General features: G+C 32.8%; 20 protein-coding genes and 2 pseudogenes. 14 read left to right on the top strand and 8 right to left on the bottom strand.

Annotation, left to right across the window (positions count from 1 at the left end):
* Positions 1 to 1,315 precede the first annotated feature (1,315 nt).
* The 3 genes from GWI97_RS09370 to GWI97_RS09360 all read left to right on the top strand — a co-directional run bounded on the left by GWI97_RS09370 (position 1,316) and on the right by GWI97_RS09360 (position 3,687).
* Complete coding sequence (locus tag GWI97_RS09370) at positions 1,316 to 1,606, top strand: putative quinol monooxygenase (protein WP_103004903.1); 291 nt, start codon at positions 1,316 to 1,318, stop codon at positions 1,604 to 1,606.
* Between the two features lie 245 nt (positions 1,607 to 1,851).
* Entirely contained in the window at positions 1,852 to 2,751 is a 900-nt protein-coding gene (yafC, locus tag GWI97_RS09365) for a DNA-binding transcriptional regulator YafC (RefSeq protein ID WP_161751920.1), read from the top strand.
* Positions 2,752 to 3,108: 357 nt separating this feature from the next.
* Positions 3,109 to 3,687: an NAD(P)H-dependent oxidoreductase gene (locus GWI97_RS09360; RefSeq protein ID WP_161751919.1), complete on the top strand. Its 579-nt coding sequence runs from the start codon at positions 3,109 to 3,111 to the stop codon at positions 3,685 to 3,687.
* Positions 3,688 to 3,793: 106 nt separating this feature from the next.
* Here GWI97_RS09360 and GWI97_RS09355 read toward each other — a convergent pair whose 3' ends face one another.
* Positions 3,794 to 5,344: a methyl-accepting chemotaxis protein gene (locus GWI97_RS09355; RefSeq protein ID WP_087803244.1), complete on the bottom strand. Its 1,551-nt coding sequence runs from the start codon at positions 5,342 to 5,344 to the stop codon at positions 3,794 to 3,796.
* A gap of 449 nt (positions 5,345 to 5,793) precedes the next feature.
* Between GWI97_RS09355 and GWI97_RS09350 the strand changes: the two genes are divergently transcribed.
* Positions 5,794 to 6,381 carry an ATP/GTP-binding protein gene (locus GWI97_RS09350; RefSeq protein WP_036934837.1) on the top strand — a complete coding sequence of 196 codons (588 nt, stop codon included), beginning with the start codon at positions 5,794 to 5,796 and terminating at the stop codon, positions 6,379 to 6,381.
* A gap of 536 nt (positions 6,382 to 6,917) precedes the next feature.
* On the opposite strand, the gene GWI97_RS09345 is transcribed toward GWI97_RS09350, so the two are convergent.
* The 6 genes from GWI97_RS09345 to GWI97_RS09320 all read right to left on the bottom strand — a co-directional run bounded on the left by GWI97_RS09345 (position 6,918) and on the right by GWI97_RS09320 (position 13,019).
* Positions 6,918 to 7,967 (bottom strand): fimbrial protein, encoded by a 1,050-nt coding sequence (locus tag GWI97_RS09345; RefSeq protein WP_052038455.1) that lies wholly within the window; start codon positions 7,965 to 7,967, stop codon positions 6,918 to 6,920.
* Positions 7,968 to 7,978: 11 nt separating this feature from the next.
* Entirely contained in the window at positions 7,979 to 8,497 is a 519-nt protein-coding gene (locus GWI97_RS09340; RefSeq protein ID WP_087803246.1) for a fimbrial protein, read from the bottom strand.
* Positions 8,498 to 8,508: 11 nt separating this feature from the next.
* Positions 8,509 to 8,997, bottom strand: coding sequence for a fimbrial protein (locus GWI97_RS09335; RefSeq protein ID WP_161751918.1), 489 nt, complete (start codon positions 8,995 to 8,997; stop codon positions 8,509 to 8,511).
* Between the two features lie 7 nt (positions 8,998 to 9,004).
* The gene (locus GWI97_RS09330; RefSeq protein WP_036934833.1) at positions 9,005 to 9,721 is read right to left on the bottom strand and encodes a fimbria/pilus periplasmic chaperone; all 717 of its coding nucleotides are present in this window, start codon (positions 9,719 to 9,721) and stop codon (positions 9,005 to 9,007) included.
* Between the two features lie 18 nt (positions 9,722 to 9,739).
* Entirely contained in the window at positions 9,740 to 12,250 is a 2,511-nt protein-coding gene (locus GWI97_RS09325) for a fimbria/pilus outer membrane usher protein (protein WP_087803250.1), read from the bottom strand.
* 214 nt (positions 12,251 to 12,464) lie between these two features.
* Positions 12,465 to 13,019 (bottom strand): fimbrial protein, encoded by a 555-nt coding sequence (locus GWI97_RS09320; RefSeq protein ID WP_036934830.1) that lies wholly within the window; start codon positions 13,017 to 13,019, stop codon positions 12,465 to 12,467.
* Between the two features lie 713 nt (positions 13,020 to 13,732).
* On the opposite strand from GWI97_RS09320, the gene GWI97_RS09315 reads away from it, so the two are divergent.
* The 5 genes and pseudogenes from GWI97_RS09315 to GWI97_RS09295 all read left to right on the top strand — a co-directional run bounded on the left by GWI97_RS09315 (position 13,733) and on the right by GWI97_RS09295 (position 19,252).
* The gene (locus GWI97_RS09315) at positions 13,733 to 14,509 is read left to right on the top strand and encodes a winged helix-turn-helix domain-containing protein (RefSeq protein ID WP_052038452.1); all 777 of its coding nucleotides are present in this window, start codon (positions 13,733 to 13,735) and stop codon (positions 14,507 to 14,509) included.
* Positions 14,506 to 14,985, top strand: coding sequence for a hypothetical protein (locus GWI97_RS09310; protein ID WP_036934828.1), 480 nt, complete (start codon positions 14,506 to 14,508; stop codon positions 14,983 to 14,985). Before GWI97_RS09315 ends, GWI97_RS09310 begins: the two co-directional genes overlap by 4 nt.
* A gap of 132 nt (positions 14,986 to 15,117) precedes the next feature.
* Entirely contained in the window at positions 15,118 to 15,438 is a 321-nt protein-coding gene (locus GWI97_RS09305; RefSeq protein WP_052038451.1) for a helix-turn-helix domain-containing protein, read from the top strand.
* Positions 15,439 to 16,016: 578 nt separating this feature from the next.
* Positions 16,017 to 16,997 (top strand): annotated as a pseudogene (locus GWI97_RS09300) (DUF3387 domain-containing protein); the annotation flags it as partial.
* A 161-nt stretch (positions 16,998 to 17,158) separates the two neighbouring features.
* Positions 17,159 to 19,252 (top strand): DUF262 and DUF1524 domain-containing protein, encoded by a 2,094-nt coding sequence (locus GWI97_RS09295; protein WP_161751917.1) that lies wholly within the window; start codon positions 17,159 to 17,161, stop codon positions 19,250 to 19,252.
* 274 nt (positions 19,253 to 19,526) lie between these two features.
* On the opposite strand, the gene GWI97_RS09290 is transcribed toward GWI97_RS09295, so the two are convergent.
* On the bottom strand, positions 19,527 to 19,934 hold the full coding sequence (locus GWI97_RS09290; RefSeq protein ID WP_036934821.1) for a hypothetical protein: 408 nt from the start codon (positions 19,932 to 19,934) through the stop codon (positions 19,527 to 19,529).
* A gap of 136 nt (positions 19,935 to 20,070) precedes the next feature.
* Here GWI97_RS09290 and GWI97_RS18600 point away from each other — a divergent pair.
* The 5 genes and pseudogenes from GWI97_RS18600 to GWI97_RS09265 all read left to right on the top strand — a co-directional run.
* A pseudogene (locus GWI97_RS18600) lies at positions 20,071 to 20,526 on the top strand (host specificity protein); the annotation flags it as partial.
* A gap of 504 nt (positions 20,527 to 21,030) precedes the next feature.
* Positions 21,031 to 21,432, top strand: coding sequence for a phage tail tip fiber protein (locus GWI97_RS09280; RefSeq protein ID WP_350444715.1), 402 nt, complete (start codon positions 21,031 to 21,033; stop codon positions 21,430 to 21,432).
* Between the two features lie 3 nt (positions 21,433 to 21,435).
* A complete protein-coding gene (locus tag GWI97_RS09275; protein WP_036934820.1) occupies positions 21,436 to 22,350 on the top strand; it encodes a hypothetical protein in 915 nt (304 codons plus the stop codon).
* A 166-nt stretch (positions 22,351 to 22,516) separates the two neighbouring features.
* Complete coding sequence (locus GWI97_RS18200) at positions 22,517 to 23,917, top strand: phage tail fiber protein (protein WP_202609412.1); 1,401 nt, start codon at positions 22,517 to 22,519, stop codon at positions 23,915 to 23,917.
* 153 nt (positions 23,918 to 24,070) lie between these two features.
* Positions 24,071 to 25,194, top strand: a 1,124-nt coding sequence (locus GWI97_RS09265; RefSeq protein ID WP_161751916.1) for an S-type pyocin domain-containing protein, incomplete at its 3' end; no start/stop codon positions are given.

The raw sequence follows: 25,194 nt of genomic DNA, 5'->3' as shown, positions 1-25,194 counted from the left end.
TTGGTGCTTACGCCGTGTAATTACTCAGTTTTATGGTTTTTATATTTGTAATACAAATCATAAGGATAACAAGTTTATGATGAGAAGAAGTAAATAAAAAATGAGAATGATTCTTTTTTGTTTTCTAAGATAACGGTATATTTAGAGTGATCTTGACTATATAAGTAAAAATGTATAGCTGTATATTCTCTATTTTTTATTATAAAAAATAGAGAATATATTTATTTTCAATAATAGAAAATGCTTTATTAAGCCAGTTTGCTGATCTTTTTTAGGCGCTAAAATCGCCTTTTTAACGCAAAGCGAAAAAGTGAAATATTATTGACGTTTATCGGCCTATTTTTAGGAGAGAGATAAATTTCACCTTGATAATTGTCATACAAATAATTACGGTGAAAAAGGAGACAAAAAATGCGTGTACAGATAATCCGTGTTGCGTTAATTACGCAATAACCTCTAATGAGATATTTTCTTTTGGTTGTTGCTTCTTTCCTTTCTTTTTTATTATCAGCATTTGTTTCACAATTAATGGTATTATTTTTGGTAATAAATCGTGGAAATATTAATGATGAAAAGATTATTCCTATCATCAAATGGCTCTGTTTTGATAACAAAAATCAGCAATTATGTTAGTGATGTTTTAGGATTTAACATTTGAGGTTGTCTTTTTTTTCTAAAATTAAGTCAGTGTTATGAACAGTTTGTCTAATGTTGATAAAATTGTATGTATTTTATTTTTGATGTATTACACACAAAAAAAAAAGAGTAAATTGTGAACTTGCTCTCTTTTTATTTCCCCTCGATTGGGTGCTAATCGACTAGGATAAATGTTTCTGGTGCTCTTTTAATTTTAAATTGAGAGAAAAACAGTAATAAAAGAAAGATCGTTGCTAAAGCAACATTTAATGACACGATGTTATAGCTGTATTTGAGCAACATCCCACCAATGGTTGTACCAGCCGCATAACCTATAATTAATCCCCTGCTGTTATTATTGAAATATCTAACTATAGGTAATGATAGGTAACAATCCCAATAGGTGTAAATTTTGTTGCGCCGATTGCAAAAGTATCTGTGACGAGGAGTAATAAAAAGAAAAAACGTTCATCATTATTCCTGGCTAAATGAGCGAGGGCTAAAAAAATTGATACAGAGTGAGTTTAATGGGGCAATAAAAGCAATCAGTAAGAAAAAGACAATAGACTTTTGCTCAAATGTAAATAATGAAATGAAAAACAAAATAAGGATTATGTTAAAGTAATTTAAATTTGTTGTTTATTTATCATTGTTGTTTGGTCTAAGTATAGGATTTTATATGAATAATATCAGGTTGATTGCCACGATTGTAGCAAAAGAAAATCATGAAAATGAGGTGTTATCTGCGTGTAAAGCAATGATAAAACCCAGCCATCAAGATGATGGGTGTATCCAATATGAGCTTCATAAGGATACAACGCAACCAAGAACATTTATTTTTTTTGAAGTCTGGGAAAACCAGAATGCCATTGATGAACATAATAAAACGGCACATATGAGAGCATTTATTGAAAATCTAAAGGAGAGAATTGAGTTGTTAGATATCAAATTTATTGAAAAAATCGCTTAATCCTATTTACTCTTTGTTAATGTGTCGCATTGTTATTTTAAATAGAGCGTTTTATGTTTCGAGCATCATTTAAGCAGATATACGCTATGTATATTTGCTTATTTTTTAGTCGGTTATGTTTATATTGGCCACTTTATTTATAATAACGCATTATTCTCCTCTTACTATTAACTTAATTGTAATAATAAAAAATATTTATACGCTTAGATATCAATATATCACTTAATACCACTGGGACACGTTGTATGAAAGCTACGTCAGAAGAAGCGAGAGTCTTCATTGAAGTTGTTGAACATAAAAGTTTTACAAAAGCAGCTAATAAACTCAATCTTGCTAATTCAGCTGTTAGTCGTACTGTAAAAAAGTTAGAAGATAAATTAGGGGTTAATTTACTTAATAGAACGACTCGCCAAATTGATCTAACGGCAGAGGGCGAACTTTATTTTCAGCGCATGAAAGTTATTTTGCAGGAAATGAAAGCGGCTGAAAATGAATTATATGGTACACAGAGCTCACCTAAAGGATTATTGCGAGTAGATGCGGCTACACCCGTTGTTTTACATCTGTTGATCCCTTTTATTTCTATTTTTCGTCAACAATACCCTGATATTACTTTGTCATTAGTCTCATCAGAAACGTATGTGAATTTAATTGAGCGAAAAGTTGATGTTGCTATACGCGTAGGACAATTAACGGATTCAAGTTTACGTGCACGTCCTTTATTTAATAGCTATCGTAAAATTATTGCCCCCCCCAAATATATCGAACAAAAAGGAACGCCGGTAACAGTACAAGCATTGAATGAACATACTTGTTTAACATTTACTGAGCCAGCTTCGTTAAATACGTGGCCTTTAGAAATTGAAGAAAATACATTAATTACAGTAAAAGAAGGGGTATCTTCAAACAGTGGCGAAACATTAAGACAATTATGTGTGAATGGTGAAGGGATCGCTTGTTTATCCGGTTTTATGATAAATAAAGACATTCAAGAGGGCAAAGTGGTTGAGCTTTTCAGCGATCAAATACAACCTATTCCATTACCTTTTCATGCTGTTTATTATAGTGATCGGGTCGTGAGCCAGCGTATTCGCGTTTTTATTGATAACTTAACGCAATATTTATCTGACACATTAAAGTTGTAACTTTTGACACACTGATGTACTTGATTTCTTACAGCTTATCTTAGTGTGATAGTAAGACAACCTTATTAGGGTAAATAAGATCCTTATTAATGTTATAACAGCCCGCCTTTTAAAAAAATAGCCTAAGTAACAATAGACTTTTACCTAAAAAGCAATAATCTCTATTATTAATATGCATAATCGTAAAATTCGATTTTTTTAGTTTTTTATTCTTTTTAGTTTCACTTTATCTTTATAAAAGGATAAAAATTCTATCTTTCTATTATTTTTTAGAGTTTGTTATTGTGTGCGAGTTTTTTCATTTCCTGTTAAATTTACGCTATCAAATGTATTGCAAGAAAAAATTTAGGAGATGATATGAATATTTTACTGATTAACGGTGGCCAAAACTTTGGTCATTCTGCAGGACGATTAAACCGTACATTACATGATATTGCAGCTGAGCATTTAGTGACATTCGGGCATTGTGTTAAAGAGACTCAAATAGAAGAGGGCTATGACATTAATGAAGAGATTGAAAAATTCTTATGGGCTGACGCTGTAGTATATCAAATGCCAGGTTGGTGGATGATGATGCCATGGAAAGTGAAAAAGTATATGGATGATGTTTATACTTTAGGGCATAGCAAATTATATGAGAACGATGGACGTACTCGCCGTGATCCCAAAAAACAATATGGCACAGGGGGGTTGTTACAAGGCAAAAAATATATGCTCTCCGTGACTTGGAATGCGCCCGTTGAAGCTTTTAATGAGTTTGGTAATTTCTTTGATGGCAGAGGTGTTGATGGTGTTTATTTCGCTTTCCATAAATCTCAACAATTTTTAGGCATGTCTCAATTGCCTACTTTTATGGCAAATGATGTGATTAAAGAACCTAATGTTGATAAAGATATTGTCGAATATAAAGCACATTTAACTCAAGTGTTTGGTTAAAATTATCAATTTCTATAGCTGATTGGATGATAGAAAAAATCTTTTAAAGGTCACCACAATACAATATTGGTGACCTTTATTTTTCAATCAATTATTTTATTAAGTTTTAGATACTTTTAATCTGAAAGTAGTTAACTAATTTATTAAGATTGAGTGCCTGTTCATTGAGTGAACCTGCGGCGGCAACCGACTCTTCCACTAATCCTGCATTTTGTTGCGTTGTTGAATCAAGCTGGCTTACGGCATTGTTGATTTGTGAAATACCGTCACTTTGCTCATTACTCGCTTGTCCAATTTCTCGTAATAATGCACTGATTTCTTCAACATCTGTGATCATTTTTTGGATCTGTAATTCAGTTTGTTCCACTAAATCCATCCCTTCTTGTGTTTGGGTTGATGAATTTTCAATCAGTGTACGTATATCATTTGCTGAATCTGCACTTTTTTGTGCTAATAATCTGACTTCACTTGCGACAACGGCAAAACCTTTGCCATGTTCGCCCGCTCTTGCCGCTTCAACCGCAGCATTAAGTGCAAGAATATTTGTTTGGAATGCAATGGAATCAATTAAGTTAATAATATCTGTCATTTGAGATGATGAATTATTGATGGCTCTCATTTTTTCTGTTAACTGAAGCATCATTTCACCATTATGATGGACGGCAATTTCTGTTTTTTCAGCAACATTAATTGCATCAAGAGTATGCTCTGCAGTATTTTTAACCGTTGACGTCATTTGCTCCATTGAGCTTGCAGTTTCTTCTACGGAGGTTGCCTGTTCTTCTGTTCTTGCAGCTAAATTTTGACTACCTGCTGTGATCTGTTCAGCGGCAGATGAAATGTTTTCAGCACCGTTTTGTACATTTTGCACAACATCTAATAGATGGGTTTTCATCACAGCAAGCGCTTGTAATAACATTCCTGCTTCATCATGATAATGAGTGTTAATTTCTTGTGTTAAATCACCATTAGCAATCGCTTTAGCAAAATTCACAGCTTCATCTAACGGGCGAGTAATACCTTTTGTAATAAACCACCCTAAAACACTACCTACAATAATGCTAATAAGTGTCAATAATACTAAAAATACTCTCTTCTCAATGAAATCGCGCTCAACGGCTTCACCTGCCTTATTCATTTTTTGATTTTGTAGCGCAATAAATTCCAAGAGTTTATCGCGATACATAAGTTGAATACCTGCTGTTTTGGTGATTAATTCATTAACAGCGACGTGCCGATTATTTTCGTTAAATGCTTTTACTACAAAATTTTGAGAGGTGATATATTTCTGACGGATCTCATAAACTTCAGCGAGTATTTTTTTTGATTCATCATCGTGAGCTGTTTCTTCTAACTCTTTTAGTAATTGAGCAACCTTGGCGGTGATCTCAGCTTTTTTACTCTCTTGTTCAGAGGCTAAACGGCCTTGCTCATCTAGCATGGTGAGTTGCTGAAAGATAATAAATTCATTGAAATTATTAATTAGCAAATTGGCTTTTACTGTGGCTGGATAGATATCATCAACAACATCATGAATATCTTGATTCGCACTATTCAACCCCATTAATGCAAAACTAGAACCCAACATAATTAACATTACCAATGTTGTAAATGCGATAGTTAACTTTGTACGAATTTTAACGTTTTTAAAGAACATGCTTAACCCTGGATAAATAATAATTAATAAGTATTATTAACTTATTGAAGAAAAGACAGTATCGGTAAGCAGTGACAGAACTTTAGTCATTAAACGAAATAAAGGCAGATAAAAAGGCTTGCATTGATTTTTAACACACTATTTTTAGTGTGTTAAAGAGATTTATTCCCTTTTTTTATCTAAATGTGCTTAGTATTTAATTTTCATTCGATTTTATAAAATTGAGAGTTAAGTAATAAGAACTCAAGATATTCTTTATTTTTTGTTAACAATTGTTTGTCTTGTTTTTATGCATGTTAATTTGATCTTGAAGATTAAGAAGATACCGTCTCTGAAAAATTTTCGGCTATGATAAACTGGTTGACCTACAACAGGTGAATTTATGGCTAGTGTTAAATATACTTAACTCTCCATACTTCTTATATTTATTGATGTAAAGGTAACGCTGTATGCGCAGTGTATTTATATTTTTGAGTGTATTTATTTTAGGGTTTAGTCATATGGCGTATTCAGATCAAACACTCGTTTTTATAAGGCATGGTGAAAAACCTGATAATGAAAGTGGGCAACTAACCTGTAAAGGATTAAATAGAGCTCTCGCTTTACCTGATGTACTTATCAATCAATTTGGCAAACCTGACGCATTATTCGCTGCGGCGCCTAAACAAAGTAAGTTAGGTAATTCATTACGTTCACTTCAAACTATCTCTCCCATTGCTATTAAAATGTCATTACCTATCCATCTTCATTATCATGCTAAAGAAATAAAAGAATTACGTGAAGACCTGTTAAGTCAGCAATATGAAAACTCAGTTATTTTTATTGCATGGGAGCATGATAATTTAGTCAAAGTGGCACGAGATATCATGAAGAAAGAAGGGGGAGATCCTAAATTAATCCCTAAATGGAAGAGTAATGATTTTGATAGTATTTATATCTTAAAAATAATCCGAGAAGATAATAAAAAAAACATTATATTTGAACAAAGACAACAAGGGTTAAATGGTGTTTCGGGCGATTGTGGTAAGATTTATTAAATGTATTATTGATAAATTAAAGTGCATATTAATTACAATAAGGATCTAATTAAATCAGGTGGATCGTTATAACTAGTAAATATTGTGGTAAGTCACGATCTTTATTTTTTGTATTGTGTAATGATCATTTAAAATGAGATGCATAATTTGTGTTTTTTTTAGTTATTTTACTTAATAAATTAAAATTACTTATTGAGTGTATATTATACTATTGGTATAAGATAGGTTGGCCATACGGATATATATTTTTATTTAATCTCCTTGAACAGAGTATTTATAGCTAATGATTTAGTTAATTTTTTTCTTAAATGCTTCTATTTGATATTTTTTTATTTATTATTTTTTGTTTTAGTAAGTTATATATACATATCCTTTAGATTCTATAGGTTCATCAGCTATAGAAAAATAGGATAGAACGGAAGGCATTCATGCTTAGAAAGCAATATTATTTATCTTATTTTTACCAATGTTTTTTTATTCAACATAACTTATAGAGTAGATACTCTATAAGTTATCGAAAATTGAGCAGAACAGAGTTAAAGTACTGTCATTATAAGTGTCGCTGATGCTGTAAATTCACCTGTTATTGACTTGTTTGGATTATTTATTACAGGGGAAACTTCTAGTACATCCTGCCCACTTCCATTAGCCAATACAGTATTAAATGATGAATTAGGTTTAACAATAATACCATTGTACTTCACCATGATCCCAATATCATCGGGAAGCGAAGTCGCAATTAAATCAGAAGAAAAACTTGCTGGATTAGCAATAATATTAATTTTAATATCTTGATTGATAGGTGTAGTACAAGAATATAATAGTGGAATAGTCTTGATATAGCTATCACCGGCTTGAGTGATTTTAGTATTATCAATATCACCAAAGTCAATGTTAATAGCTTGATTGTTATTAATTCGGCATACTATCGGCAATGAAATTGTTTGTCCTGCTGTGTAAAATTTTGCTGTGGGAGTATTATTCACGATGTTGTAAGAAGAAATCGAGCTATAAACAGTGAATAGTTCAATTCCAGGTGGAACATTAACAAAACCATTTAATTGATCTTTTCTTAATCGTAAGGTAATTGCCTGTTCAGTACCATAGAAATCATTAATCAAATTAAGACCTACATCTAACTTACTTAAATCACGACCACTATTAGCAGCAGGATTATGAGGTATTATTCCGCCATTATAGCCTTTGGTCTGAATTTTTATATCCAGGTCATCGCTTAGCTTTAAAAAACCGTTACCATATTCGGATGGTGGTAGTGAACTTCTTGTATTATAAAAACCGTACGGTATTATTGCAGTAGAGCCTCCAGTTCCCACAAGTATAGGTTTATAGCGACATATCACTTCATAATAAGAGTCAGAATAATTATATAGAGCAGAAGAATTGGCGGAGCTATCAGTAAATGAGCTACCACTAAGAGTAATATTAAATCTATTTGATCCTTGTGCATCCCAGCAACTATTTACAACATCAGCAGCAATAGATTTTGGTGAAATAAGAAAATTAAAAATGATTAAAATGAAGATTATTTTAGTTACAACGGATGTTTTTTTTATTAAATAGCTCATATCATTACAACCTAAGGATAGTTGATTAATAAATTAAGATTGGCTGTAAAGTTACCATCTATAATTTCATTATTTTCAATTGCAGTAGTATATGCTTGTATATATGCGTTAATAGTTATAATATTTTGACCGTCGGTAAGTTTCTTTCTTAAGATACTTTTATTTATTTTTATATTCTCACCATCAATGGTTTCTATACCTAAAGCTATGCCTTTTGCCGTGCCATTAATTGCTAATAACTCCGGAAGCATTAAATCTCCATCTCCAAGAAAGCTAATTTCTACTTCATTACCCAATGAAGTATCGCATTCTTCTAGTTTTATTGTAAATGGATATCCAATTGTTCGAGTGTGAAGGTATAAAGTTTTTTTAATTACATTTCCAATATCTATAATTTGGTATTTAGAATTTAAATTTAATACGCAAGGTTCAGCGACAATTTCACCATGCATATATAAATCACCATTTTTAGAAAATGCAGTTGAAATAAAAGCAGAATACACAAAAAGTATAATATAAATATAGTGCATAACGCCTCTTACTAAAAATAAGTTGAAATGAGTGTCGCCGTGGCTGAAAAATAGCCAACATCAAGTTGTTTTGTCATATCTAACATTATTGGTGTAACAGTAAATTCATATAATTTGTCATCTTTAGCTTTAAGGAAATTATTAAGTATAATTGGATTTCCAATGTTATCATTGAATATAATTCCCAAATTTTCTTTGCTGGTAGATATTACGTTATTATAACCGACAACTGTATTTCCTTGAATTTGAATGTATAAACTCTTATCTAAACTTCCTTTGCATTTCATTGGGATACTAATTTTCTTTGTATACTCTTTCCCATTTACTTTTTTTATTCCAATCATGCCAAAATCAATATCCATATCTACATTATTATTGAATTCGCATCCAGGTTCAAATAGGCGTCCTTTAAAATGTATATCTGTTCCATAACCAAGAATCGAAGAAAATGATTTAGAATGAAAAAGAACTAGTAGTATTAATAAATATTTATTTAGCATAAATTTCTCAAATATTTTTGACTTGGCATTTATGTTCTAAACACTGAAATGTCAACGTTGGACGACCACCATAGTCATTGATATATGTAAGTATAAATTTATCATAAACAGTCGTTTTTAATTTTATATTACTCAATGGTGGAACTGTAATAGGAGAAAATTGAGTATCCGTTTTTTGATCGTTATAGGATTTTATGTCAGTTATAGTAATATAATAGCCTGTCGGATTATTAATTGAGTAACCATTTTTTTCTTTTGTTAAAATAAGTTTATTTTGCCAAACTTCGCCTGAATCTCTAATTATAGAGCTAGGACGATAAAATAATTTAATTCTTGTTTGTAGTGCAATTTGCATAACATTAGGTTTATCACTACGTGGTGGTATTTCCCTAAGGTTAAAGTAAAAAAGTGTTTCCCTATCTTGTGGTAAATTCTTTATTTCTGGCAATGAAGATATTCGAACCATACTTTTAGTTCCTGGCTCAATGCGTTGAATAGGAGGTGTAATTAATAATGGCTTTGTTATTTTATTGAAATTCTCATCTTCAACCCATGCTTGAGCTAAATATGGTAACTGACTACTTTCATTACTTATTTTTAAACTTATAGATTTTGTTCCTTCGCCATAAATAGCGCGAGTGCGATCTAAGGCAATTGCAGCATTACTATTTTCTGTATTTAATAATGTAAATATAGAAAATATAAAAATAGATATCTTTTTCATTTCTTCTCCTAAATATTACTATTTAATTTTTGAGGGGGTACAAGGTAATAACAAATCTTGATTAAGCTGAATACTTTGTGGTATTTCAATCTGACATTGTTGTGTTCCATTCCATTTAACATGCAAAGTTTCTTCAACAGTAAAACCTGCAATATATGCCAATCCATTATCACCAACGATGCCAAGCTCTCTTCCTTGCTCATTTTGAATACTTGCTCCAAAAGGGGGGAAGTTACCTTGTTTTAATCTAATAATGACAAATCCTTTATTTCCGCGAAGTATATTGAATTTACGGAAACCAATAGCACCATCGGTGAGAGCAGATTCAACAATACTATTATTAACATCTACATCATCAGCTATTTTATTTATATCAATACTGGTATCTGTACGATAATAACTATTAATATTAGTGAGTACGGCAATTCCAAAAGAATTACTATGTAATATTCCATTGTTAATTGGAATATTATCAACACCCTCTGTACTAAGCATTAATCTTGTACCACCATTAATACCAGAAGGATGAAAAGCAGCCCCATTCATTGTGGCAGTGAACCCTCCCTGAATAGAAGTTCCTAATGAACGATATTGATGTTGAGCATATGACGCGTTGACACTAATATCTGCTATATCATTACGATGATTATAATAACCATTAACCATCGTATTTATCTCTTTCATTGATCTCTGAGTTTCACCAATTGATACTCTATAATTGTTATTTATATCTATATTATCTGTAAAGTTGACAGCTTGATTGATAAAGTTATTCGAGCTTTGGCCGTTATAACCTAGGGTCTGACCATTTCCTAATGGAACTGAAACTCCTAGCGATATACTATCATCAGTACGTTGATTTCTTTGGCTTCTTACCGCAGAAATATTAATAGATAAATTTTTTTGATTAAAAAAATCAAAATATCGACTAAGTGACAAGCTATAATTGTTTTCGTCTGGCTTATCCCAATAACTTTGATGAGAATAAGTAGTGTATAAACTTAATCGTGCATCTGTGAAGTTTTTATTGAGAGTCACAGTGTACATTTCTTTATTTTGTTTTATCTTATTACCAAGATACCGTAAATTTAAAAATTGATTCATAGTTACATAATCACGTTCGGAAAATCTGTAACCAGCAAAAGTTACTTCACTATCATAATCATCAAATCTTTTTGAGTAACTTAGTCGGTAAGATCTTCCTGATATGCTGTTAGAATTCGGAATTTGTGCATGTGATTGTGTAACATCAATAGATAAAGCACCTAATAGAAACAAATCTCTACCTATACCAATAGATAATGAATTGAATCCATCAGTTATAATTCCGCCACCATAAAGAGACCAACTATTTGCAACGCCCCATGAAATTTCATTGCTAGCAAATATATTGCCTTGCATCTTATGCTGAAATGTTGAAGGACGTCCTATGGCCATTTTATAACGTAAAGAGCCTGGTCTAGTCAGATAAGGAACGTTGGCGGTATCAATATAAAATATTTGTTCAGTTCCATCCTGCTCTTGAACTTTAACCTTTAATTTTCCACTTACAGCACTAGTTAGATCCTGAATTTGGAATGGACCTGAAGCGACGGTTGTTTCATGTATCACTCGGCCATGTTGAGTTACTGTAACGATAGCATTAGTTTTTGCAATTCCTCTTACTTCAGGTGCATATCCCCTTAAATTAGGAGGGAGCATTCTTTCATCAGTAACTAAACTAACACCAGTATACCTAAATGAATCAAATATATTTGATTGGAAAAAACTCTCTCCCAATGTGATAACAGACCGGATATTGGGTATTGCTCTAAAAGCATATAATCTAGACCAATCAAATTTATTTATAGCATTATTTGATGATGAAACTTTAGTATAATTTCCTTGATAGTCAGCTCGTACTCTCCATTTGCTGATATTGGCACCTAACGTACCACTAATATTTAAATTTCTTGAGGAGCCATTGTTCTCATGGCGGTTTAAATCCATATTTAGATTATAATCTACAAGGAAACCATTTATTCCATTATCCCATTGAGATTGTGGTAACCAATTAGAGTCACTATATTCTAAATAAGTCTTCGGTATAGTTAAATTTAAATTACCATCAGCTACATTTGCCTTAATAGTAAAACCGTTTAACGCGCTGAAATCTGCACATTGTTTTTGATGCCAAGTTTTAATTTTTTCTTGAGTATTTTGTGTTAAACCAAGTTTGTGAATTGATTGAATAGGAAAACAAATATCTGTTTTATTTGAGTCTGTCTCATTTGTATAGAATAAAATGGATTGTTCTTCATTCCCAATTTTTTGATTGTTGAGAAAAATATTTAATAGATAATCACCTGGCATGACATATTCAGAATCTTTAAATCTAGATAAATCTATATTATTTCTATCAATTGAATCGAGTACGTCTGTATTAAATTCAATTGCTTCTACACTAAAACAATTGACCATACTCAATAGTAGAATAATTACTACTACGTTATGTTTAGTTTTTTCCCTATTAATCATAGTTAATTTCATCAAATTATTATTCTCAATAAAATCATAAATGTTGTTTTAGAATGTAAATATTTATATGCAATATAAATTTATTTTATTTTTCTTTAAGTGATTAAATAGTAATGCGAGTGACTATTAAATATATAAATAGGGGTATTAACTACCCATAATGAAGATTCATTATGGGTAGTTATTATGATTTGTTTAATAATGCATTAATTATGCAAAAATAGATTTATGGATATGCAAGTGTAAAGTTTGCTACACTGCTAAATTCTCCAGGGGTAACTTCTCCTGTTGCTGAACTACCTTGTAAGTATGCAGAGAACACTAATTTGTTATTACCATTTAATAAGCTACGTGCTGCTGACGGTGTACCTAATGTAATTTGTGTACCACTACCATCAGTAACGACAACACCGGCTCCTTTAGCACTGCCTGTCACACCAAGAAGCTTATTGTTAATGGCATCTTTAGTACCATCAAATGTAATAGTTACATTTTTCTTCGTTGCAGTATCACATTTTTCTAACTCAATGGTAAAATTACGAGGTGTTGAGTTTCCTGCATTTGAAAGTAACACGCTTGAAACTTGCCCAAGATCAACCGTTTGATTTGAGCTTTCTGGTGCGATAGAGCATGGCGAATCAATAATTGATCCAGTAAAAGTTACACTACCAGAGCCTTGCTCTTTTGCGATCGTCGTTGTTTCTGGTTCAACGGCTGATGCGCCAAATGCAACAATACTAGTGGTTAAAGCTAAAGATGATAAAAATTTATTCAATTTCATGTTTCTTCCATTAGTTAATATTTAAAGTAGCAATAGATAAAATAAATCAAGTTGCTTATAGTGGGCTGCTATATGAAATGACATATAGCAATAATTAAATTGAAAATAAGGTGTTTTCATTCCTTTATTTTTTTCATTCCTTTGTCACCTTCATATTTCCTTATCCCGGTTAAAATATTAACTGCTAGATTGAATATTTGTTTAATTAAAATTACTTAAATATTAATAATTAAGGATAAAAAAGGTCTTTTTTAATATTTTTTCATTTAAATCAATGAGTTGCATGTGTTCTTAAATGATCTTAAATATATATTTTATGATTTTATTACGTGGTTGGTATTTGTTTTTTAGAGGGTGATAATATTGATGTAAATTATTTTCTTGTTTTCTCATGCATCATGATTTGCGAGTATCTATATGTTTTTTTATTTAAGTAAATTTAATTTAAATAAAAGAAATATATATTGTAATGTATAACTATGAATCATTATTAAATCTATCTCTAAGTAAGAATAAATTAAAAATAGTTATTCTTATCTTGGCTGGTTTTAACAACACCTAATAAAACCAAAATATATTTTGATTAGGGAGTTAATGATAATGCTTCTTATATGCTTCTTATATAAAGTATGAGAGGATTAAAGTAGATAATTTAAATATTGAAAAGATTTAAATTATTAAATACACTCGTAAAGAGTATTTTTGGAGGGGTTATGAGTGAAATACAGCAAGTTATTTTTGATGGAATGATTCTTTATGACAAAGAAGCAGCCAAGATTACAAACTTATTAGATACAAAAAAAGTCGCAACATTGACTGTACCTGCAAATGAATGTTTAGCGATTGTATTGAAAAATTCACCTGATGTAACAACTCAGAAACAATTATTTCATGAAGTTTGGGAAGTTCATGGTATTCCAATAAATTCGAATACTTTTTATCAGAATATCTCAATCATAAGAAAGGCGTTTAAACAAATAGATTATACACCTGATGTTTTGATTACAATACCACGTCGTGGCATTGTAATATCAAAAACGATAGAGCTTCAAAAAGTTATAAATCATCATTTTGAAGAAGATGAGTCATTATCAGTTTCTAAACCACCTACTGTTCAGGAGAATATCACTAAAAAGAATAAAAGGTATTTTAACCTATCCATATTTTTTTTGTTATCAATACTATTCTTAACAATAATTTGGTTTTCCTATGGCAGTATAAGTAAGACTACATCTCCTTTCTACAGCTATAAATATATAGATAATTATAATGGTTGTAATATGTATGCTAATGAAAGCTACTCACAGGAATTTATGGGAAAAATATTAAAAACTATTGGTGGAGTAACTTGTTATAATCATGAAATGTTATATCTTTCAGTATATTCCAATTTGCCAAGAATATCATTAATTAAATGTGATGATGTTATTTACTCATCTAAAAGTATATGTAGTTCCTATTATTATTATTTAAAAGATAATCTCAAATGAAACGAATGTTAATTCCTGTAATATCACTTTTTTTATTTATATCATCAGTTTTTATCTACTTTAATAGTTATAAAAAAAATATACCAGACCTTAATTGCTACGCTCAAGTCAGATATGGTTATTTTAATGATAAAGAATTTGATGTTATGGATACTGGAATAGGTTTTATGTTAGAGAATGGGGAGGGTACTATATCTTATTCGGCAACTTTAAAAAAAGATAATTCTGTTTTTAATATAAAGCGAGATATAAAAGTAACTTATAAAGTTACTGATAATAACTCTTATTTAATGACTGTTTCTGATATTAAAGTTTCTCCTTTAGATAATCTTCCAGACAATTTATCGTATGCTTATATGTATGGTTATACAAGGGAAGCAGGGGGATGGTTTAATGTTAATGTTAAGGAGAATGGACCCAATAGCTATATTATGTATACTACTACAATCCCTCAATTTTTTTGTAAGAAGACATAATATTTTCATCAATTAGTATTTAAGATATCTTAAATTTTCTAAAAAATTATTATTTAAAGTTTATTCACATGTTAGCGCTGTAGTTCATCTATATAATTGTCATTATATATTAGATAATGACAGGAATAACTTGTGATAAAGTATAATGTTAATGAAGAGTTTGTTAGAGCGAGTCAAAGGGTTAATGATATTAATAAACTTATCGGATTCTTTCTTAAAGATATCAGAAAAAGTAATAACCTTACAGGAGAAGAAATTGCTAAAAAACTTGATATTAGCCAACAGCAATGGTCTCGTTATGAAAGAGGCGTTAATAAATTAAGTTTAGATAAGCTATTAGTTATCTTATTGATATTAGATGTGTCACCTCATGAGGTTCTTGATTATCTTTTCGATTATATAGCAACTGAAGTTAAAAAAGAAAATGCATTAGATGCTATGATATTTACTTAATATTATTTAAGCTTATTATAAAAGCGGATAAATAACTGCTCCGCTTTTATTAATAAACATTAAGGTATATCTAGAATTTTTTTAATTTATTTTTTATAGTTAAATATAAATGATAGGTTATATTAATCGTCATAAACTATTTTTAAATAAATTTAAGAGAATAATTTTTCAGTAATTGGCATATTGGCTAGCTTAGGCTTTTTCTTCTATAATCAATAATGATAATTCAATATTATTTTTATTTTCTACAATCAATCTTTTAGCCTATTTTATATTCATATTATCGGTTGTTAATCCTAATTTAATGAAAACTATTTGTCATATTTAGAAATAATACTAGTCGTATTGAAGATCTGAGAGGCCAGGCGCGACAAAAGTGATGGCCGTTATTATAAATAACAAATAACTCTAATCCATCGCCATTATAGCGGATATAATCACTCTGTTTCGGCTTTGTAGCGTTGATCTCTTTTACTGGTTTGTCTTGCCATTTTTGATGTTCCATTGTTCTTAGGCACTTCAAAAACTATAAAGGTTAACGAGGTGCCTATCAAGGTGCCTAAGATGATTGGATTTAAAAAGCCGTCGAGGTAATGAAAGAGAAATTAGACGTTCTTGACGGAATGCTCTTTGGTTTTGATTATCGTGAATATTTCACCGCATCCACATCCCGTAAATTAGCCATTATTTTAGAAGCAGAAGATTTTATTTTAGGGATTGATGAAGGTCAAGGGAAAGTGCGTTTTTTAACAGCAGTAACCGCTTTATCTCAAGCCTTTGCATTAGCAACGCCACATCCTGAAGCGATGGAGGCAGCACCTGAAATAGCCTTTTTCCAAGCGGTAAAAGCCAGGCTGAACAAGTTTGATTCAACTGGAGGAAGTGGCATTATCGGTGACGACGGTATGGAAGTTCGCGTTAAACAGACTATTGATCAAGCCTTAGTGACTGATACGGTGGTAGATGTATTTGATGCTGCGGGGATTAAAAAACCTGATATATCGATCCTTTCGGATGACTTTTTAATGGAGATGCAGGATTACCAACATAAAAATATCGCGTTGGAAACCTTGAAAAAATTGTTAGCAGATGAAATCAATGTGCGAACAAAAATGAGCGTTATTCAAGGTAAAAAGCTGATGGATATGCTCACTGGGGCGATTAAAAGCTATCAAAATAAGATTTTGACGGCAGCAGAAGTTATTGATGAGCTAATTAAATTGGCGAAAGATATCAATAAGGTTGATAGCGAAGCGAATGACCTGAATTTATCACCTTATGAATATGCGTTCTATACGGCTGTGGCTGAAAATGATAGTGCTCAAGAATTAATCGGAAAAGCAAAGCTAAGGGAATTGGCCGTTGTACTGACTGAAATGATCCGTAATAACGTCACATTAGATTGGACTATCAAAGAGTCTGCAAGAGCAAAAATACGCGTTATCGTTAAACGACTACTAAACCGTTACGGCTATCCACCTGATATGTCTGTATTAGCAACAGAAACTGTGCTGGCACAAGCGGAGTTGCTATCTAATGAATTGTTGAAATCAAATTAGTGGAGTTATTTTAGCCGATATTTTTAATAGAGATCATAAAAATTGAGATCTACTTAAAATAGTTATCATAAAGATTGTCCACAGTAGATCAGTACTGAATTGATACATAAAAAGAGTAGTTATTTTTATATGATAGAATATACAGCGTGGTTGGGGTTAGCATGAGAGCAATAGAAAACGGACTATTTAAATTTTTACAAAAATCAGCCCAGTTCATCATTCCTATCTATCAACGCCAATACAGTTGGACGGATACTCAATGTGACCAACTATGGAAGGATATTATTCGAGCAGGCACAACAAACTTAGAAGCTCACTTCATTGGTTCTGTCGTGTATGTTGAACGAGGTTTATATCGCCATAGTGATGTACCTCAACTCCTTATTATTGATGGTCAGCAACGCCTAACTTCTACTACACTCCTCATTGCTGCATTAGCTGCTGAACTAAAGCTTCGTCAAACATTACAAACTGAAGCTGTTATTGATAGTACCAACTATAAAAAACTTAAAAAGAATTATCTCTGTAATGATGCAGAAGATGGTGACTTGTTCTATAAGCTTCAGTTAACTAAAGCCGATGATCCACAACTAAGAAGTATTATTGATGGCGAAAAAATTGAAGATATGAGATCTTCATCTCGCATTATCCAAAACTACCTATTTTTTAGTGGAAGGCTACAGCGTTGTACTAATGAACAACTTGCCCAGATATATCTCGGGCTTCAAAAATTACTTATTGTTGATATTGCTCTTGATCGAGAAAGGGATAACCCTCAGCTTATTTTTGAAAGCTTAAATTCTACTGGGCTTGATTTAAGTCAATCAGATCTTATCAGAAACTATGTTTTGATGAGACTTGATCGTAAATCACAAGAGCACTTATATAATAAATATTGGTACCCAATGGAGCAAGATTTTGGTAATGGAGAATACAGTTGGTTATTTAATCAATTTATACGTGATTATTTGACGTTAAAAACAAATAAGCCGCCTCGTTTAGGTGATGTTTATGAGGCATTTAAGAAGTATGTTGATAGTAGTAACCTTGACATCGAGAATGTTATTGCAGATGTTCGTCAACAAGCCAAGTTTTATATTTGTTTTGCGTTAGAAAAAGAGCCGGCTTTACTTGAGGCATTTCAAGATTTAAACGCCTATAAAGTGGATGTTTCTTATCCTTTGATTCTTGGTCTATATCAAGATTATGATAGTTCGATCTTACATTTAGATGAATTTGTTGAATGTGTTCGGTTAGTTGAAAGTTACGTTTTTAGGCGCTATGTATGCGATATTCCAACCAATTCTCTCAATAAAACCTTTGCAGGTTTTTCTCGTCTATTACGAAAAGAACGCTACCTAGAAAGTTTTAAAGCGGAGCTAATAAAACTCACTTCATACCGACGCTTCCCCTCAGATGCTGAGTTTAGCCATTCGCTACGACATAAAGATATGTATAACGTAAGAAGTCGAGCATATTGGCTGAGACGATTAGAAAACTTTGGTAAAAAAGAACGAATAAGTGTCGAGAACTACACTATTGAGCATGTCCTTCCTCAGAATAAGAAACTTTCGGTACAGTGGCAAAAAGCTTTAGGTGATGAATGGAAATCAATACAAGAGGAGTTAGTACATACTATAGGCAACCTTACTCTTACTGGCTATAATTCAGAGTTAAGCGATAAGTTCTACACAGATAAACGTGATATGAATGGAGGTTTTGCTCATAGCCCTTTGATGTTAAATCAGAGTTTAAGAGAACACTCAACTTGGAATAAAGATAAAATATTAGAACGTTCAAGCTTGCTTGCAGGGAAAATGCAACAAGTATGGCGTTATCCAGAACTTGCTGAGACAATTTTCCAAGCCTACCAATCGATAGAAGTAAGGCGTAGCAGTTATACACTAGAAGATCACCCATATATTGCCATTGGAGCCTCTAAAGATCTCTACCAAGCATTTAGAAAAGAAGTTTTAGCTTTGGATGAAAATGTGGAAGAGGAATTTCTGAAGCTGTATGTTGCTTTTAAACTAGACACAAATATCGTTGATGTTATACCTCAAGTATCAGGATTACTCTTGTCTCTCAATTGTAAATATACGGACATCTATGATCCAAAAGGAATTTGCAATGACATGACGAATATAGGTCATTGGGGGAATGGTGATGTTGAACTTCGTATTAATAATGTATCTGATATTTCCTACGCCATCCAATTGATTAGGCAAGTTATAGATATGCAGATAGAAGGTTAGATAGCTGGTCTTTCTTAACTATGCTACTCAATTGTAAGCGATAAGCTTTTTTTAGGACATAACTCCCTTGATGATTAGCCTTAATGCGACTAGATAGATAATATATTTCGGTAAGTTGTTTAACAATGGGGATTAGGGAGCTGGTTATTCCTTTCACTAGCCAAAGTATCCCCATTTGAAGTGCTTTTAGGTATTAATTAAATGTGCCACTTAGCAATTCCTGCTTTAGATAGCTTGCTGGCAGGATCTAGAATTTTTAATACTTACTTTATGATTAATTTTGACAATGATCGTTCCAATTTCGGATATCGGTAATCTGGTAAGTATATTCTTCTCGCTGATTATTTGCGTTGATGGCAGAATAGGTAATATATTGCCCAACATAAATTTCTTTATCGAAAATATTAATATCTGTTGTTATTTCTTTTGATTTTATATCCTTTGGATCTGAGCCCCAGTAGATAAAGCCTTTATTTCCTTTATATTGTATATATATAGGCCATTTTCCATTACCCTCTGTAATATACCCGAACATTTCAATTTTTTCGATGAAGTTATCTCGCTTTAACAGTGCATCAAAAACAAGAATGTCATCGGTCTTGACTGAATTGCTAATATATACTGCTTTAATCCGAGAAAAACGCCTAGTATTGTCTCTATCAAGTGCAAAAGTGGGGGGCATGCAGGCCAATTATATTACACCGTCACTGGAATTTAACACTGACTTTTCCAGTAAATCAAGTACCGCAAATAATCCCCGCCATCCTCTTGTAGCCCATGCACCAACGGTTTCATGCTTCTATTGAGGTTCCTAATTTTACTCCGGTCGATATTTAGTCCGTGTTCGAGCCATCAATGCTTCTGAGATCTCAAGCGGGTGGGGATATTCTGACGAAAAAACGTTAACAGGCAAAACTGGTAATCCACCAAAACCGGTTAACTTTAGAACGTCGCCATTAGTATTTGGCATTAAGCTAGATTGGGGATTTGGTGAAAATACCAGTGATACGTTAAAAACTGAAGTTCAGTACAGCAAAACCAATGATGATGAAGGTCTGATGCTGTTATCTGATGTTCCTTATCCATCTAAAACCTATGAAATGGCAGGTTTATCAGCAGGCGTAGTATTTTATTTCAGAGCAAGGCTGGTGGATAAAACCGGCAATCAATCTGAATGGACTGAATTTATTCGAGGAGAATCGGAGTTTGATGTAGGTACAATATTGCCAGAGCTTGATGGACATTTCATGTCATTTGAAGCCGGTCAGCAACTCAGTGAACGCTTGGATTGGAATGCAGAAACCGCAATTATTCTTAGTAACGCTGATTCTCAACTATCACGCAGTATGTTAATGAAACACGGTCAGTCACAAGCGGGTATTCGCAAGCTATGGCAAGTTCGTGCAACGGATAACGAAGCCTGGGCACAGGAAGTCAAAGAAATTTACTCCGCTGTTGGTGATAACACGTCTGCAATTAAAGAAACTCAAACGTCAATTACCAATCTTGATGAGGCTATCGGTCAGCGCTTTACTGAAATACGTACTAAGGTTGATCAGGCTGAGGCCGATATTGTTTCAAATTCTCAAGCCATCTCTAACACAAACAAGGCATTTGCTGAAAACAAAACCCAAGTTCAGGCTAAGTTTGATGAACAGGAGGGAATGATACAGGAGAAAATGCAAGCCACGTTTGAGTAATCTGGTGACGATGTTGTCACTCACTCAATCAATATCACGATTGTTCATAACAACGTGAAATACAATTCAGCAGGGCAAGTGATTAGTGCTCAGGTTAAGAACGGCAAGCTTGAATCATTCATTGGCTACAACGCCAATAATTTTGCGTGGTACAACCCAAGTAACGGAAAAATGGAATTGTTCATGTACGTTAAAAACGGCCAGATATTTATGCGTGAGGCCTTTATTAACGAGGCATGGTTAAATTCCGTTGTTGTTACCGAATATATTAAATCTGGTGATTATGTACCCGGTAAGAGTGGTTTTTTGATTGATGGTAAAACTAGCAATATTGAAATGAATAAAGGAACGTTCCGGGGTGAATTAGATATAGGAACAAATAAAACGGGTGCGCATACTGTTATTACCAATGAAAGGATCGCTGTTTATGGTGACAAGGGGGAAATTAGGATTGAAATAGGAAAAATAACAGGAGTTTAATTAATGTATGGTGTTTATGTTAAACCAGATATAGGCAACGAATATTATTTAGATGCTGATGATAATCAGGTTATGGGGTATTTAGGTTCAGCAAAAATAGGGTGGTACAATAACCATTTCTACCCAATAAATAAAGGGTGGAATAAAATGAAACACGAAATACCTGAATACGAAAAGTACAATATTATTATTATCCCAAGAGTGGTATCTCGCACATACAAAATACCCGGTTCCTATTATTGGTTCTCATCAAATGTCACAGCGTATAATATATCCGGTGATAACTTTAATTTTTATGTCGATGAAAGGACAGCCGGATCGCGAGTAGATTCAGAAGATGATGAAAGAGACCCGGAATTTATGTTTGATTTTTATGGTTATCCGAAATCAAACAATGAGTCATACGGTATACGACTGCACGGAATGAACGGTATTAGCGAACTAACTCCATCTATGCGAGGGTATTGTGTATTTGCCGACATCGTACAAATAAATGCAGGTAAAGATAATGGCTGGAGAATGCCATTACATATTACCAATGAAATGAACCCCATTATTTTCGTGAGGCCGAAAAATTCAGGTGCTGTCTTCTCATATAATAAAGCTAGGGGTTTAGTTGTTAGTAGTTCATGTGAAATGTATGTCGTTATATTTTGTACTAACTTTACTTTAACTCCTCCAAAATATGGCATTGTAATTTATAACGATAAAAAAGAAATTACATTTTCATCTAACTACAAACCCATGAAGCTCGGAGAGACAACGCGATTTAGTAATCGAAATGGAGCTTCGTTTTCTAAACTCAAAAAACCAATGATTATTCCAGATGCACAATTCGTTAACTGGAGAATACAGGGAAGCAATAGAGATGATGTTATTTATATGCGAACAGGATTTGGTTTTAGAAATGACGAATAATGTCTATTGGGATGACATATACAGTATCAGATCAGAATATGGCGGGCCATGGGGGGCTGATGGCGGTAATGCGTTTAAAATAGAATTTGATATATACGGCATAGAACTCAGCGACTACTTCAATATTTGATTAACTCTTCATTATACCTCTAGGAAAAATAACCTCATGATATACACAACAGGCACAGTCTCTACTGTGTCAGGGGCTGCTATTGTCAAAGGCACTGGCACTAAATTTAAAAATAATAATCCAGCTATTAATATCGGAATGACTATTTTAATTAAATCGGGAACAACAAATATTCCGTATATGATTAAATCCGTTAATTCCGACACTGAATTAGTATTAGCACAACCGGCATTAGTAACAGCAACTAATACAATATTCTCAATTCATATTACTGAACCAGACAATAATAGCGATGCAGCACGAACAATGGTCGCTATTAATAGTTATGTCGAGTATTTCCTCGACGCCATGAATACGTGGATGACTCAAACGGGCCAGACAAAAATTGAGATGCCAAATGGCGAGATTATCATGCTCGATAGTATTAAGAAGATGCAAGGGGATATACAAAATAAGGCAGACTTAACAAAAACGACTCCTCAAGATTTTAAAGGGGGTATTGTTTCGGCGGGTGCTGTAGGTTCAAGAAATAGTAGCTATGACTTATTTCTGAGCTTAGACCCTTCACCATCATTTTTATATAAAATAAATGGAACATATTATAGGGCAACGCTTCCTGGAAAGACTGGCAAAATGATGCTGGTGGGTGATTACGGTTGGGGAGGCTCTGAGACGCCATCAACAAATATTTCAGAAGCTGAACTTCGTGCTGTATTAATGAATAGAAATACGGTTACGCAAATTATCAGAAATGAGCAAACAACAAAATATGGGCTTGGTGGTTCACCAATCGCTTATTTTAAATCAAAAGATACCTATCAGGCCTTAGTGTCTTCTTGGAATGGTGGTTCATGTCGAGTTGTTGCGGGCAATGCGACATCTGAATATGTTCATAATTTATGGACTGACAGGAATACAACGGTAGATAGTAACGGGTTTATTAAGCGAGCCTCTCCAATCATCGACATCAATTCTGACGGTAGATTTACAACTAACGACGAATCCGAAGGTGCTACCGTTACTCGAGTAGCTCAGGGAGAATATCTTATCGAGGGTGTACTAGGTTTTAACTCAGATGCAGGATGGGGTGGTGTCGATGGTGGTATTGAAATCCCACTCGATGTCAATAAACAACCGTTAGTTTGGGTTAACTCTGAAGTTAACAAAGATGGTTCTATTCTCGTTAAAACACATCATCGCACTCATCCTAATGCGCCTAAATTCGCCCGTAATGATATTGACGGTTTCAATGACGGTGACCCGATTGATATCCCTGATGGTCGTTTTATCTCTGTTCGTGTACAGATGCCAGAGCAATCAATCTATAACGTGAGAATGCGTGAGATGGAAGAAGCGCAGAAAACGGAAGAGGAACGCAGACAAAAAGAAGAGGAAGAAAATCAGGACACCAATAGTGCACCAGAAATGGATAACTGATTGATTATATTTATTTGACTCAAGGATGAGTTAAATACTAATGATAACCATTCCGAATATAGCCGAAATAAGACAATTGTATTACGATTACTATTGATTATACTGTGTTTGCATACAGTGGTTGTATGCTATTAAATATAAAAAGGAATTTAAATGATTATAACAAGAGCTAACGTTGATCAGTTCCCTGATCTTCCCGAATACGTTATTCGAGACATAAAGCAAAATGGTACTGTTTATAACACTACAGGAGGTGCTGATGAAGATGGGGCCTTTATTACTGATGGGGGTTGGGTTGTAAATAATGGAGTAGATACGTTAATGGTGGCGGCGGCTAAATCAGATTATTTCCCATGGTCAAAAATACCTATTCTTGCTGATAGTGATAAAGATGAATATCCGTCTCCCAATGTGGGTAATGGTGGGTCATCACCTTTCAATCCAAATACTAAAATCACAGTAAATAAGCCACAAAAGCCCGTTATTATTTCTAGTAATAATAATAAACTAACTAATAGCTCAAACAATAGAGAATTAGCTACCAATAAAGGTGTAATGCATTTTAATGGTGTTGTTATTGAGCAACTCGAAACATTTAAAAAGAAATATTTTCTTACAAAAGAAGCCGTTAATTTAGTTCAAGATAAATTGGTAGAGTCTGTTATTAGTTTATACAGTAAAGAAAATAGTATTGATGATAATAATGTAAACTCAGTAAAATTTATGGAATTTAGTGAATTTGATAATAATTCATTTGATGAGTTAGATCTTATGTCTACGATTCCTGCAGAAAACTTAATTAATAACCCTGACTTAATGTCTGGCAAACTTAATGAAATTGCAAAAAACAACGGTACAGTTAATGTTAATGCAAGAATGGCTGTAATTAAAGAAAATAATAAAGCGAGTGCAGCGTTAGTTAGAACCGATGGTGTATTGGTGACGAAAGAAGTGCCTGTGTATCCCGCCAATTATATTGGCAATGGCTATCATATGGTTATTAAAAATTTGGGAATAGAATATGCGCTTTTACCAGCAGATTCTTATAGTGGACTTGGTTTGCAAGGGAATATTATTCAAAAATATTCAAATGAAAATAAAAAGTTCTCATATCCAGAAAAAGTAGAATTACCTAATAAGGTAGAAAACAAAAGGATAGAAGTACCATATCCACATCAATTTAATGATGCAATTATTGTATTTCCTAGAAATTCAAACTTACCGCCTTTGTATGCTTATTCGGGCTTCCCTGCAATTGAACTTAAGGATAAAGATCC

It is taken from the genome of Proteus sp. G2300, from assembly GCF_009915965.1.
Classification (GTDB): domain Bacteria; phylum Pseudomonadota; class Gammaproteobacteria; order Enterobacterales; family Enterobacteriaceae; genus Proteus; species Proteus vulgaris.
The sequence above is the reverse complement of the archived record's forward strand: the minus strand, read 5'-3'. Positions and strand labels throughout refer to the sequence as shown.

Excerpts from the sequence above, each read along its gene's own strand:
- GWI97_RS09330 (WP_036934833.1), bottom strand. The coding sequence starts at position 9,721 with ATGAAAAAGATATCTATTTTTATATTTTCTATATTTACATTATTAAAT.
- GWI97_RS09315 (WP_052038452.1), top strand. The coding sequence starts at position 13,733 with ATGAGTGAAATACAGCAAGTTATTTTTGATGGAATGATTCTTTATGAC.
- GWI97_RS09310 (WP_036934828.1), top strand. The coding sequence starts at position 14,506 with ATGAAACGAATGTTAATTCCTGTAATATCACTTTTTTTATTTATATCA.
- GWI97_RS09335 (WP_161751918.1), bottom strand. The coding sequence starts at position 8,997 with ATGCTAAATAAATATTTATTAATACTACTAGTTCTTTTTCATTCTAAA.
- GWI97_RS18200 (WP_202609412.1), top strand. The coding sequence starts at position 22,517 with ATGATATACACAACAGGCACAGTCTCTACTGTGTCAGGGGCTGCTATT.
- GWI97_RS09350 (WP_036934837.1), top strand. The coding sequence starts at position 5,794 with ATGCGCAGTGTATTTATATTTTTGAGTGTATTTATTTTAGGGTTTAGT.
- GWI97_RS09370 (WP_103004903.1), top strand. The coding sequence starts at position 1,316 with ATGAATAATATCAGGTTGATTGCCACGATTGTAGCAAAAGAAAATCAT.
- GWI97_RS09320 (WP_036934830.1), bottom strand. The coding sequence starts at position 13,019 with ATGAAATTGAATAAATTTTTATCATCTTTAGCTTTAACCACTAGTATT.
- GWI97_RS09345 (WP_052038455.1), bottom strand. The coding sequence starts at position 7,967 with ATGAGCTATTTAATAAAAAAAACATCCGTTGTAACTAAAATAATCTTC.
- GWI97_RS09355 (WP_087803244.1), bottom strand. The coding sequence starts at position 5,344 with ATGTTCTTTAAAAACGTTAAAATTCGTACAAAGTTAACTATCGCATTT.
- GWI97_RS09360 (WP_161751919.1), top strand. The coding sequence starts at position 3,109 with ATGAATATTTTACTGATTAACGGTGGCCAAAACTTTGGTCATTCTGCA.
- GWI97_RS09290 (WP_036934821.1), bottom strand. The coding sequence starts at position 19,934 with ATGCCCCCCACTTTTGCACTTGATAGAGACAATACTAGGCGTTTTTCT.
- GWI97_RS09325 (WP_087803250.1), bottom strand. The coding sequence starts at position 12,250 with ATGAAATTAACTATGATTAATAGGGAAAAAACTAAACATAACGTAGTA.
- GWI97_RS09275 (WP_036934820.1), top strand. The coding sequence starts at position 21,436 with ATGTATGGTGTTTATGTTAAACCAGATATAGGCAACGAATATTATTTA.
- yafC (WP_161751920.1), top strand. The coding sequence starts at position 1,852 with ATGAAAGCTACGTCAGAAGAAGCGAGAGTCTTCATTGAAGTTGTTGAA.
- GWI97_RS09295 (WP_161751917.1), top strand. The coding sequence starts at position 17,159 with ATGAGAGCAATAGAAAACGGACTATTTAAATTTTTACAAAAATCAGCC.
- GWI97_RS09340 (WP_087803246.1), bottom strand. The coding sequence starts at position 8,497 with ATGCACTATATTTATATTATACTTTTTGTGTATTCTGCTTTTATTTCA.